Below are 11,792 nucleotides of genomic sequence, written 5' to 3' on the forward strand. Positions count from 1 at the left end.
GGGAATGAGAGAGAGCGGACCGCGCTGTCCGACCGATTCCAAGGATAGGTGTCACATCGCGGCACGTACTCGCGGCCTCGTGCCGCCGGGTTCCGCGCTGCCATAGTTACGATGCCGTAGGTTACGGGACCGTAGCCAACGCGGGACCCGTGATCGTGCGCCCGCCGCACCCGCGCCGTGACCCTCATCCTCGACCCCACAGGGGACGTGCCCATGACCACATCTTCCGATGCGTATTCCGACACCGATGTGATCGAAGACGCTTCGCGGCAGTCGACTGATGCCGCTTCGTCGCCTTCCGTCCCGTCCGCGACGCTGGGCGGTGAGCAGAAACGTTCGCTGGAGCAGCTGGCGCTGCTGCTCTTCATCACCGTCCCGTTCCTCGCCCTGATCGCGACGGTCCCGCTGGCCTGGGGCTGGGGGGTGAGCTGGCTGGACATCGGCCTGCTGGTGTTCATGTACTACCTGGGCTGCCACGGCATCACGATCGGTTTCCACCGCTACTTCACGCACGGTTCCTTCAAGGCGAAGCGTCCGCTGCGGATCGCGCTGGCCGTGGCGGGGTCGATGGCCGTCGAGGGCCCGCTGGTGCGCTGGGTGGCGGACCACCGCAAGCACCACAAGTTCTCCGACGCGGAGGGCGACCCGCACTCCCCGTGGCGCTTCGGCGAGACGGTCCCGGCCCTGATGAAGGGCCTGTGGTGGGCGCACATCGGGTGGATGTTCGACGAGGAGCAGACGTCGCAGGAGAAGTACGCGCCGGACCTGATCAAGGACCCGGCGCTGCGCGCGATCTCCCGCCAGTTCCTGCTCTGGACGATCGTGTCGCTGGCGATCCCGCCGCTGGTGGGCGGCCTGGTGACGATGTCGTGGTGGGGTGCCTTCACGGCGTTCTTCTGGGGCTCGCTGGTCCGGGTCGCGCTGCTGCACCACGTGACGTGGTCGATCAACTCGATCTGCCACGCGGTCGGCAAGCGCCCGTTCAAGTCGCGTGACCGCTCCGGCAACGTGTGGTGGCTCGCGGTCCTGTCCTGCGGCGAGTCGTGGCACAACCTGCACCACGCCGACCCGACGTCGGCGCGGCACGGTGTGCTGAAGGGCCAGGTCGACTCGTCGGCGCGGATCATCCGCTGGTGCGAGCAGTTGGGGTGGGCGACGGACGTGCGCTGGCCGTCCGAGTCCCGTATCGACTCCCGCCGGAAGCAGAAGACCGTCGGACCGGCATGATTGACGACGTGGCGACCGACTCCAGCAATTCCAGCCCTTCCAGCAAAGAGAAGCAGCCCCGGCGTACGCGCCGGACCCGGATGACGGGTGCCGAGCGCCGGGAGCAGTTGCTGGACATCGGCCGCACCCTCTTCGCGGCCAAGGGCTTCGAGGGCACGTCGGTGGAGGAGATCGCGGCGAAGGCCGGGGTCTCCAAGCCTGTCGTGTACGAGCACTTCGGCGGCAAGGAAGGTCTTTACGCGGTGGTGGTGGACCGCGAGATGCGGGCGCTGCTCGACGGTGTGGAGGGGGCGCTGACGGCGGGCCATCCTCGTGAGCTCCTGGAGCAGGCGGCGTTCGCCCTCCTGGACTACATCGAGACGTACACGGACGGTTTCCGCATCCTGGTCCGTGACTCGCCGGTGGCGCAGTCGACGGGCACCTTCGCCTCGCTCATCTCGGACATCGCGACGCAGGTCGAGGACATCCTGGGCCAGGAGTTCAAGACACGGGGCTTCGACCAGAAGCTGGCCCCGCTGTACGCCCAGGCGCTGGTCGGCATGGTCGCGCTGACGGGGCAGTGGTGGCTGGACGCCCGCAAGCCGAAGAAGGCGGAGGTGGCGGCGCATCTGGTGAACCTGGCGTGGCACGGTCTGGACGGCCTGGAGGCGAAGCCGCGCCTGATAGGTCACAGGAAGAGTTAGCCCCGGGAAGAGCCGGCCCCCGCCGGGGGCTATGGCTGTTCCGGTTCCAGGAACTCCAGGCGGTTGCCCACCGGGTCGTCCGCGTAGAAGCGCCGGTGGCCCGGCAGGGCGTGGTCCCAGGTCACGGGAACGCCCCGCGAGGAAAGGCGTTCCGCGTACGCGGTGATGTCCCGTACCCGCAGTCCTGGGTGCGCTTTGCGGGCGGGGCGGAAGTCCGCCTCGATGCCGAGGTGCAGCTGGACGGCCCCCGCCAGGAACCAGCAACCGCCCCGCGCGGCGAGCGCGGGCGGCTTGGGGATCTCCGCCATGCCCAGCACGCCGGCGTAGTAGGCCCGGAGCGCCGGCTCACTGCCGGGTGGCGCGGCGAGCTGCACATGGTCGATGCCGACGAGTGTCACGCCTCAGCCCTCCCGCCGGGCCACCGCGAAGACCCTGCGGAAGGGGAAGACGGTGCCGCCCTCCCGCGCCGGGTATGCCTTGCGCAGCAGCTCGCGGTACTCGGCGAGGAACGCGTCCCTTGCCTCCGCGTCCTCCTCCAGTGCCGTGAGGACCGGCCGCAGGCCCGTTCCCTTCACCCAGTCGAGGACCGGGTCCTCGCCCTCCAGGAGATGCAGGTAGGTCGTCTCCCAGACGTCCGCATCGCAGCCGAGCCCCACGAGCCGTTCCAGGTAGGCCGTCGGCGACAGCACCGCGTCCGCGTGCCGCAGCCGCCCGCCGAGCCGGTCCCGCCACCGCTCGGACTCGCTCAGCTCCCGCATCAGTACGTGGCTGGGAGCGTCGAAGTTGCCGGGGACCTGGAAGGCGAAGGTGCCGCCGGGGGTGAGCGCCGCGATCCAGTCGGGGAAGGAGTCGGGGTGGCCCGGGACCCACTGGAGGGTCGCGTTGGACAGGATCAGGTCGTACGTCCCCTCGGGCGGGGCCCAGTCACCCGCGTCGGCCGCGGCGAAGTCGAGCCGGCCGCCGCCCGAGGTGGGGCCTGCCAGGTGCTCGGCCCGCTCCAGCATCTGGGGGGAGTTGTCGAAGCCCGTGATGTGCGCCGTGGGCCAGCGGTCGGCGAGGAGCCGGGTGACGTTGCCGGGGCCGCAGCCCAGGTCCGCGACGCGCGGCGACCGGCCGCCGGTGGCGGGGAGTTCGGGGATGCGGGCCAGCAGGTCCGCGAAGGGGCGGGCGCGGTGGCCGGCGTGGCGCAGGTACTGACCCGGGTCCCAGGTGGGGGCGGGGCTGCTGCCGGGGGCGGCGGTCATGGATGGGGCCTCCTTCGCGCAGGCGTCGTACCGGCGTCACATCACCTTCGTACGGGCGCCATGCGCACGTCGTAACGCCATCCTCGACCCGAAGTATCTTGACGTCAAGAGACTTCATGTCGACAGACCCCCTACACTGATCGTCATGGAGGACGAGGTCGACCGTCTGGTCGCAGCATGGCGCCGGGAGCGCCCCGACCTCGACGTGGAACCACTCGAGGTGCTCAGTCGCGTCAGCAGGCTCGCGCGGCATCTCGACAGGGCCCGCAGGCTCGCGTTCTCCGAGCACGGTCTCGAGCCCTGGGAGTTCGACGTGCTGACGTCTCTGCGGCGCGCGGGCGCGCCCTACCAGCTCTCCCCCGGACAGCTCCTCACCCAGACCCTGGTCACGTCCGGCACGATGACCAACCGCATCGACCGGCTCGCGAAGAAGGGCCTCGTCGAGCGGCTTCCCGATCCGAGCGACCGGCGGGGCGTGCTCGTGCGGCTGACCGGGGAAGGGCAGGACCGCGCGGACCAGGCCCTCGCCGGACTCCTCAAGCAGGAGCGGGCGATCCTCGCCGAGCTCTCGCGCGGACAGCGCGGCGAACTCGCCGGACTGCTACGCCAGTTGACCGCCCCGTTCGACAACATCCCCGGCTAGGTCGACCGGACCCACCCCCGCCCTGCGCGCGAGCGCGACGGCCGCCAGCGTGGAGTGGACGCCCAGCTTCCCCAGCACGTTCTGCATGTGCGTACGCACCGTGTGCGGGGAGAGGAACAGCCGCTCGGCCACCGCTTTCCGGCCCAGACCCGCCACCATGCAGCGCAGCACCTCGCGCTCGCGCGGGGTCAGCGACTCCACCAGGCGCTCGGATTCCGTGCGGTGCTTGCGGGCGGCGGTCAGCTCGCGCAGGACGCCGGTGAGCAGCGCGGGCGGCAGATGCGTCTCCTCCCGCAGCACCCCTCGTATGACCGTCAGGAGCCGGGAGAGCGAGCAGTCCTTGGCGACCCAGCCCGAGGCGCCGGCCTGCAGCGCGAGGGCGGCCCTGCGCGGGTCGTCCTTCTCGGCGAGCACGACCGTGCGCACCATCGGCTGGCCCGAACGGACCCCGGCCACCAGGGAGATGCCGTCCACCAGGCCGTCCGCGTTGCCCTCCTGCACGGAAGGCGCGGGCCGCACGCCCTGCACGGCGCTCGCGGACGCGCCCAGATCGGCGTCGACGAGCAGCACGTCGTATCTGCGCCCCTCGGCTATCGCCCGCTCCAGGCAGCGCAGTGCGGCCGGGCCGCTGCCCGCCGCGGACACGTCGACGTCGGGCTCCGCCGCCAGTGCCGCCGCGAGCGACTCGGCGAAGATGCGATGGTCGTCGACGACCAGGACTCGGATACGAACCACTGAAACCCCCTCCCCCAAGCTCTCCTCGGAGAGCAGGGGATGTCCCCGTCGAAAAGACGTCGAGGACGTACGGTGCGGGCACGACACCCGGAACGGGGGTCGCCGCAGTCGCACGGCCGCCGCCGAGCTGTGACTGCCACCCCCACGCCGGGTGTCGTACCCGACTGTCTCGCCCCCTGATCAGTGCCGGCCCCCACCGGCACTGCCACTCAGAGTAGGGCCGCACGGCAGGAGCGGAAGGTAATTTACAGAACTGACTGGCCAGCGCGTTTAGGGTGAGCCGTATGTTTCGTATGGAGACAGGAGTCGACAAAGAGCGGTTCGCATCGCTCCTCGCCGGTCTTGAGGAAGCGAACTCCGCGGCCTCCCCCGTGATCCGTTCGCTGCGCGACACCCCGCAGGACCGTGAAATACCGCTGGCCGTCTGGCTCATGGAGGAGACGGAAGGCCTCGTCGGCGGCCTCGCCGGACACACCTGGGGGCGCTGGCTCCACGTGAACTACCTCTGGGTCAGCGAAAGACACCAGGGCGCCGGCTTCGGCGCGAGGCTCCTCGCCGAGGCGGAACGCATCGCACGCGAAGAACGCGAATGCCTCAACTCCCGCGTGGAGACCTGGGACTTCCAGGCTCCGGGCTTCTACCGCGGCCAGGGCTACGAGGTGGTCTCGGTGATCCCGGACTACCCGCAGGGCGCAAAGGAGTTCACCCTGACGAAGCGGCTCGGCTGATGCCGCTCCTCTCCTTGAACCGTCTCAACGGCATGCTGAGCGAGGTCGATGAAGCCCGCAGGGCCGCCCTGGCCCTGGACTTCGCTCGTCCAGGTCAGTTGGGACTTCGCTGAAAAGTCCCTCTCCACCAACATCGTGGACCTGGCCGTCAGGCTCGGTTGTCAGCGGATGATGGAGTCGGCCGGCGCGTGGCACAAGGCCGCCCGCTGGGAGGAGGCCCGGTGGCAGCTCCAGCACGTCGTCGCCACCGAGCCCAACCCGCATGTGGAGCAGGGAAGTTGAAGGCGTGACGCGTTACGCCTCCCGCCGCGCCCCCGCCGAAGGCACCGCCGGGAACACCCGTGGGGTCGTGTGGCCCGCCGCGGTGAACGCCTCCAGGATCGACTTCGTCACCGGCTCCGCGTCCACCTCCTCCACCAGGACGATCGCCGAGCCGCCGAAGCCGCCGCCCGTCATCCGGGAGCCCAGTGCGCCTGCCGCATTCGCGGAGGACACCACCAGGTCCAGCTCCTCGCAGGAGATGCGCAGGTCGTCCCGCAGGGAGAGGTGGCCCTCGGTCAGCACCGGGCCGATCGCCCGCACCTCCCCCGCGTCGAGCAGGCCGATGACCTGCTCCACCCGGTGGTCGTCCGAGACGATGTGGCGGACGTAGCGGCGGATCTTCTCGTCCGTCAGTTTGGCCAGGGCGGTGGGGAGTTCCGCGTACGGGACGTCCCGCAGGTGTGTGACGCCCAGGATGCGTGCGCCCTCCTCGCAGCCCGCCCGTCGTTCCGCGTACGCGCCGTCGCCCAGCTCGTGCTTGACCCTGGTGTCGACCACCAGGAGCTGCAGGCCGTGTGCCGCCAGGTCGAAGGGCACCTGGCGTATCGACAGGTCCCGGCAGTCCAGGTGCAGGGCGTGGCCCGCCTCGCAGCACGCGGACGCCATCTGGTCCATCACTCCGCAGGGGACGCCCACGAAGGCGTTCTCGGCGCGCTGGGCCAGGACCGCCAACTCGGGGCGGGTCAGCGAGAGTTCGTACAGGTCGTTCAGGGCGAGTGCCGTGACGACCTCCAGGGCGGCGGACGAGGACAGGCCGGCTCCGGTCGGCACGGTCGACGCGAGGTGGACGTCCGCGCCGCCGGACACGTCATGGCCCGCGTCCCGCAGCGCCCACGCCACGCCCGCCGGGTAGGCGGCCCAGCCGCCCTGCCCGTACTTCGACAAGGGGGTCAGCTCGTCGACGCGCAGTTCGACGACCGGGGCGTCGATGTCCGCCGAGTGCAGGCGCAGGACGCCGTCCGTGCGGCGCGCCACCGCCGCCACCGCCGTGTGCGGCAGCGCGAGCGGCATCACGAAGCCCTCGTTGAAGTCCGTGTACTCGCCGATGAGGTTGACCCGGCCGGGAGCCGACCAGACCCCGTCCGCCGCGTACCCGTACAGGTCGGCGAACTGCCCCGCTACGTCCATCAGTTACCCCTTGTCCCCAATTACCGCTGAGCGAACGCCCACGCGTCCGCGACGATGCCCGCGAGGTCCGCGCGGGACGGGTTCCAGCCGAGCTTCTCGCGCGCGGTGGCGGCGGAGGCCACGAGGATCGCCGGGTCGCCGCCGCGGCGCGGGGCCATGACCTCGGGGATCGGGTGGCCGGTGACCTCGCGGACGGTCTCGATGACCTCGCGCACGGAGAAGCCGTTGCCGTTGCCGAGGTTGCAGATCAGGTGCTCGCCGGAGGCGGCGGCCTCCACGGCGAGGAGGTGCGCCTGGGCGAGGTCCGCGACGTGGATGTAGTCGCGGACGCAGGTGCCGTCCGGGGTCGGGTAGTCCTCGCCGTAGACGGAGATCGCCTCGCGCTTGCCCTGGGCCACCTGGAGGACGAGGGGGATCAGGTGCGACTCCGGGTCGTGGCGCTCGCCGTACGCACCGTAGGCACCCGCCACGTTGAAGTAGCGCAGCGACACCGCGGCCAGGCCGTGGGCCGCCGCCTCGCCCGTGATCATGTGGTCGACGGCGAGCTTCGACGCGCCGTAGGGGGACGTGGGGGCGGTCGGGTCGGCCTCCGTGATGGGGGTGCTGACCGGCTCGCCGTACGTCGCCGCGGTGGAGGAGAAGACCAGCCTGCGCACGCCCGCGTCGCGCATCGCGGCGAGCAGCGCCATCGTGCCGCCGACGTTGTTGTCCCAGTACTTCTCGGGCTTCGCGACGGACTCGCCGACCTGGGAGAAGGCGGCGAAGTGCAACACGGCGTCGAAGGAGGAGTCCAGCCACTTGGCGGCATCGCGGATGTCGCCCTCGATGAATGTCGCGTCGGCGGGGACGCCTTCACGGAAGCCGGTCGAGAGGTTGTCCAGGACGGTCACCTCGTGCCCGGCCTCGATCAGATGCTGGGCCACCACGCTTCCCACATAGCCCGCCCCGCCGGTGACCAGGTACTTACCGCTCATGAACTCGCTACCTCTCGCAGTCGCTGGGCCGCGGCTTCCGGCGGCACGTCGTTGATGAACACACTCATGCCGGATTCGGAACCCGCGAGGAACTTCAGCTTGCCCGAAGTGCGGCGAATGGTGAAAAGCTCGAGGTGGAGTGCGAAGTCGTCCCGGTTGACCCCGTCCTGTCCGTCCGGCGCGCCGAAGGGCGCCTGGTGCCAGGCGGCGATGTACGGCGTGAGCCGGCCCTCTTCACCGAAGATCCGGTCGAAGCGCCTCAACAGTTCCAGATAGACCTGGGGAAACTCTGTGCGCGCGGCTTCGTCGAGACCGAGCAGGTCCGGCACCCGGCGCTTGGGGTAGAGGTGCACCTCGTAGGGCCAGTGCGCGGAGTAGGGGACGAACGCCACCCAGTGCTCGGTGTCCAGGACCACCCGCTCCCCCGCCGACTCTTCGGCCACGACGTCGTCGAAGAGGTTGCGGCCGCCCGTCGCCTCCTTGTGCGCGGCGAGGGACCTCAGCATCAGGGACGTGCGCGGGGTGACGAAGGGATACGCGTAGATCTGCCCGTGCGGGTGGCCCAGGGTCACGCCGATCTCGGCGCCGCGGTTCTCGAAGCAGAACACCTGCTCGACGGAAGGGAGGTGCGAGAGCTCGGCGGTCCTGTCCGTCCAGGCGTCCAGGACGAGGCGGGCCTGAGCCTCGGTGAGGTCGGCGAAGGACGAGTCGTGGTCGGAGGTGAAGCAAACGACCTCGCAGCGTCCCGCGTCCCCGGCGAGCGAGGGGAAGCGGTTCTCGAAGACCACCACGTCGTACGCGGAGTCGGGGACCTCGCTCAGCCGCTCTCCCTCGGAGGGGCAGAGCGGGCACTCGTCGGCCGGCGGGTGGTAGGTGCGGCCCTGGCGGTGCGAGGCGATGGCCACCGCGTCGCCCAGAAGGGGGTCCCGGCGGATCTCCGACGTGGTGGAGATGGGGTCCAGGGGCCTCCGGTCGATGGCGTCGCGCACCGCGTCGTCGCGCGAGTCGTAGTAGATGAGCTCACGACCGTCGGCGAGACGGGTCGAGGTCTTCTTCACGTCCGGGGCTCCTCACCAACACCCACCCAACATAACCGAACACAACAAACCACAAGGCAACAGCAGCGTCAAGGTCGCGGAGCTGGGCGCCAGCTATGCGTCCGATCACAATCCAACAAAGAACACCAACAGAAGTCTTCAGTTCTTGAAGCGGCAGGCGTAGGTTCCGGTCTGATCAGTTCGCGCAACGAAGCGAGTTCCCCATGCAGTCCCCCACACAGACCCTGGCCGAGGGGCTTCGGCTGCCCACCAACGGCCTCGACTACGCGATCCTCGCGATCTACTTCGCCGTGGTCCTCGGCATCGGCTTCGCCGCCCGCCGCTCCGTCAGGACCAGCCTCGACTTCTTCCTCTCCGGGCGCTCCCTGCCCGCCTGGGTCACCGGCCTCGCGTTCGTCGCCGCGAACCTCGGTGCCACCGAGATCCTGGGCATGGCGGCGACCGGCGCCCAGTACGGCGTCGCCGTCGTCCACTGGTACTGGATCGGCGCCATCCCCGCGATGGTCTTCCTCGGCCTCGTGATGATGCCGTTCTACTACCGCAGCAAGGTCCGCTCGGTCCCCGAGTACCTGCTCCAGCGCTTCGACAAGTCGGCGCACCTGCTCAGCTCGGTGCTCTTCGCGTTCGCCGCGATCCTCATCGCGGGCGTGAACCTCTACGCCCTGTCGATCGTCGTCGAGGCGCTCCTCGGCTGGCCACAGTGGGTGGCCATCGTGGTCGCCGGGTTCTTCGTCCTGGCGTACATCACGATCGGCGGGCTCTCCTCGGCGATCTACAACGAGGTCCTGCAGTTCTTCGTGATCCTGGCCGCGCTCATCCCGATCTGCGTCATCGGCCTGAAGAAGGTCGGCGGCTGGGACGGTCTGTCCGGGTCGATCGAGAAGTCGCACGGCGCCGACTTCATGAGTGCGTGGGGCGGCACCGGCATCGGTGACGCCAACCCGCTGGGCGCGAACTGGCTGACGATCATCCTCGGCCTCGGCTTCGTGCTCTCCTTCGGCTACTGGACGACCAACTTCGCCGAGGTGCAGCGCGCCCTGTCCGCGAAGAACCTCTCCGCCGCCCAGCGCACCCCGCTGATCGCCGCCTTCCCGAAGATCTTCATCGTCTTCCTGGTGATGATCCCGGGCCTGGTCGCGGCCGTCCTCGTCCCGAAGATCGGCACGGCGGGCTCGGATCTGACGTACAACGACGCGATCCCCTACCTGATGCAGGAGTTGCTGCCCAACGGCGTGCTCGGCATCGCGGTGACCGGTCTGCTCGCGGCGTTCATGGCGGGCATGGCGGCGAACGTGTCGTCCTTCAACACCGTCTTCACGTACGACATCTGGGCGAAGTACGTGGTCAAGGACCGCGAGGACGGCTACTACCTGAGGTTCGGCCGTCTGATCACCGCGATCGGCGTCCTCGCCTCCATCGGCACGGCCTTCATCGCCTCGTCGTTCTCGAACATCATGGGGTACCTCCAGACGCTGTTCTCCTTCTTCAACGTCCCGATGTTCGTGGTCTTCATCATCGGCATGTTCTGGAAGCGCGCCTCCATGAAGTCCGGCGTGTGGGGCCTGCTCGCGGGCACGACCGCCGCGATGGTCAACTACTTCTGGATCTACAAGCAGGGCGTCATCGACATCCCGACCGACCAGGGCGCCAACTTCGTCTCGGCGATCGTCGGCTTCGTCGCGGGCGCCGTGGTGATGGTCGTGGTCACACTGTTCACCGCCCCCAAGCCGGAGGCCGAACTGGCCGGTCTGGTCTACGGGACGACCGCGCCGGACCTCGACGAGCCACCGGCCGAGGGCGACGATGCCTGGTACCGCAAGCCCGCGCTGCTCGGCTGGGGAGCGATCGTGCTCGCCGCGCTCTGCTACCTGCCCTACTCGCTCTAATCCCGATCGGAGGTCTGGAAGAACATGTCCGAACTGCGAAACGAAGTCTCCGCACTGGAGCGCAAGTCCGCCACGGCGGCCCGTCTCTTCGACATCCGGCGGATCATCGGCGGTCTGTTCGTCGTCTACGGAATCATCGTGACGATCGCCGGAATCTCCCCGTCCGACGCCGACATGAAGAAGGCGGAGGACATCAACATCAACCTCTGGACGGGCCTGGCCATGCTGGCGCTCGGGCTCTTCTTCCTCGGCTGGCTCTGGCTGCGGCCCACGCCGCCGCCCACCGAGGCGCCGGAGGAGGACAAGTAACACCTCTGGACGGGGCCCGAGTTCACTGTGCCGGTGGCTCGGGCCCCGTCGGCGTCTCCGTGTCCTGCGGGTAGGCAGCGGCGGGGCGCTCCGCACGGTCGAGCAGCCCCGTCCGGGCGGCGAGCGCCGCCGCCTCCAGGCGGGAGCCGACGCCCAGTTTCATCAGGACGCGCTGCACGTGCGTACGCGCCGTGCTGGGCGCGATCCCCATTCCGGCGGCGATGAGGCGGGTGTCCTCGCCGTCGGCGACCCGCACCAGGACCTCGACCTCGCGCGGCGTGAGCATCTGGAGCAGCCGCTGCCCCTCGTCGTCGGGCTGCGCGGCCGGATTGAGCAGCTCGCTGAACGCGCCCTGGAGCAGCTGCGGCGCGACGGCCGCCTCGCCGGCTCTCGCCTTCATGATGGCGCGCTCGACACCCTCGATGCGCTCGTCATGGCGTACGTACCCGGAAGCTCCCGCGGCGAAGGCCGCGGCGATGCCGCGCGGGCTCGGCACCGGGCCGAGCACCACCACGGCCACCTGCGGCCGCTCCCGCTTGATCTTCACGACCGGGTCGAACATGCCGGTCTCCGCGGGTGTCGCCGTACCGAGCAGGCAGACCTCGGGTGCCCGGCTGATGACCAGCTCCGCCGCCCCGGCCGCGGGCGCGGCCGCGGCGAGCACCCGGTGCCCGCGCAGCTTCAAGGCCGAGGCGAGTGCCTCGGCGAGCAGTCGGTGGTCGTCGACCACCATGAGTCGCACACCCATCGAGCAGCCCCCCACTTTCCCCCACGGAACCCCCACGGATCGAGGGCCCCCCGGCCCCACGCCCACTCATCCCCCGGAAGCTACACGCTTGTTCGACGCTGCGCGCCC

The 11,792-nt window shown here is 69.8% G+C and carries 14 protein-coding genes; 7 read left to right on the plus strand and 7 right to left on the minus strand.

The annotated features are described in order from the left end of the window. Positions 1-213: 213 nt before the first annotated feature. Positions 214-1,227, plus strand: coding sequence for an acyl-CoA desaturase (locus tag ACWD02_RS24885; protein WP_451214636.1), 1,014 nt, complete (start codon positions 214-216; stop codon positions 1,225-1,227). Then, positions 1,224-1,910 (plus strand): TetR family transcriptional regulator, encoded by a 687-nt coding sequence (locus tag ACWD02_RS24890; protein WP_451214637.1) that lies wholly within the window; start codon positions 1,224-1,226, stop codon positions 1,908-1,910. The genes ACWD02_RS24885 and ACWD02_RS24890 overlap by 4 nt, the downstream gene beginning before the upstream one ends. Positions 1,911-1,939: 29 nt before the next feature. On the opposite strand, the gene ACWD02_RS24895 is transcribed toward ACWD02_RS24890, so the two are convergent. Together ACWD02_RS24895 and ACWD02_RS24900 are read right to left on the minus strand one after the other, a co-directional pair. Continuing rightward, positions 1,940-2,308, minus strand: coding sequence for a VOC family protein (locus ACWD02_RS24895; RefSeq protein WP_451214638.1), 369 nt, complete (start codon positions 2,306-2,308; stop codon positions 1,940-1,942). A 3-nt stretch (positions 2,309-2,311) separates the two neighbouring features. Beyond that, a complete protein-coding gene (locus ACWD02_RS24900; protein ID WP_451214639.1) occupies positions 2,312-3,154 on the minus strand; it encodes a trans-aconitate 2-methyltransferase in 843 nt (280 codons plus the stop codon). A 145-nt stretch (positions 3,155-3,299) separates the two neighbouring features. On the opposite strand from ACWD02_RS24900, the gene ACWD02_RS24905 reads away from it, so the two are divergent. Beyond that, the gene (locus ACWD02_RS24905) at positions 3,300-3,797 is read left to right on the plus strand and encodes a MarR family winged helix-turn-helix transcriptional regulator (protein WP_451214640.1); all 498 of its coding nucleotides are present in this window, start codon (positions 3,300-3,302) and stop codon (positions 3,795-3,797) included. Here ACWD02_RS24905 and ACWD02_RS24910 read toward each other — a convergent pair. Continuing rightward, on the minus strand, positions 3,756-4,532 hold the full coding sequence (locus ACWD02_RS24910) for a LuxR C-terminal-related transcriptional regulator (protein WP_160505515.1): 777 nt from the start codon (positions 4,530-4,532) through the stop codon (positions 3,756-3,758). The genes ACWD02_RS24905 and ACWD02_RS24910 overlap by 42 nt on opposite strands. Before the next feature lie 284 nt (positions 4,533-4,816). On the opposite strand from ACWD02_RS24910, the gene ACWD02_RS24915 reads away from it, so the two are divergent. Together ACWD02_RS24915 and ACWD02_RS24920 are read left to right on the plus strand one after the other, a co-directional pair. Next, positions 4,817-5,260, plus strand: coding sequence for a GNAT family N-acetyltransferase (locus ACWD02_RS24915; RefSeq protein WP_451214641.1), 444 nt, complete (start codon positions 4,817-4,819; stop codon positions 5,258-5,260). A gap of 48 nt (positions 5,261-5,308) precedes the next feature. Then, positions 5,309-5,542: a hypothetical protein gene (locus tag ACWD02_RS24920; RefSeq protein ID WP_451214642.1), complete on the plus strand. Its 234-nt coding sequence runs from the start codon at positions 5,309-5,311 to the stop codon at positions 5,540-5,542. 12 nt (positions 5,543-5,554) lie between these two features. Here the strand turns inward: ACWD02_RS24920 and galK are convergent, their stop codons facing one another. Genes galK through galT form a run of 3 tightly spaced genes read right to left on the minus strand, consistent with a single transcriptional unit; the run spans position 5,555 to position 8,741 of the window. Beyond that, positions 5,555-6,709, minus strand: coding sequence for a galactokinase (galK, locus tag ACWD02_RS24925; protein WP_451214643.1), 1,155 nt, complete (start codon positions 6,707-6,709; stop codon positions 5,555-5,557). 20 nt (positions 6,710-6,729) lie between these two features. Beyond that, positions 6,730-7,683: a UDP-glucose 4-epimerase GalE gene (gene galE / locus ACWD02_RS24930; protein WP_451214644.1), complete on the minus strand. Its 954-nt coding sequence runs from the start codon at positions 7,681-7,683 to the stop codon at positions 6,730-6,732. Then, a complete protein-coding gene (gene galT, locus ACWD02_RS24935; RefSeq protein WP_451214645.1) occupies positions 7,680-8,741 on the minus strand; it encodes a galactose-1-phosphate uridylyltransferase in 1,062 nt (353 codons plus the stop codon). The genes galE and galT overlap by 4 nt, the downstream gene beginning before the upstream one ends. Before the next feature lie 203 nt (positions 8,742-8,944). On the opposite strand from galT, the gene ACWD02_RS24940 reads away from it, so the two are divergent. Next, complete coding sequence (locus ACWD02_RS24940; RefSeq protein WP_451214646.1) at positions 8,945-10,627, plus strand: sodium:solute symporter family protein; 1,683 nt, start codon at positions 8,945-8,947, stop codon at positions 10,625-10,627. 24 nt (positions 10,628-10,651) lie between these two features. After that, positions 10,652-10,936 carry a hypothetical protein gene (locus tag ACWD02_RS24945; protein ID WP_451214647.1) on the plus strand — a complete coding sequence of 95 codons (285 nt, stop codon included), beginning with the start codon at positions 10,652-10,654 and terminating at the stop codon, positions 10,934-10,936. Positions 10,937-10,958: 22 nt separating this feature from the next. Here ACWD02_RS24945 and ACWD02_RS24950 read toward each other — a convergent pair whose 3' ends face one another. After that, positions 10,959-11,684 carry a helix-turn-helix transcriptional regulator gene (locus ACWD02_RS24950; protein WP_451214648.1) on the minus strand — a complete coding sequence of 242 codons (726 nt, stop codon included), beginning with the start codon at positions 11,682-11,684 and terminating at the stop codon, positions 10,959-10,961. Positions 11,685-11,792 lie beyond the last annotated feature (108 nt).

The organism is Streptomyces sp. NPDC002853 (genome assembly GCF_053591915.1).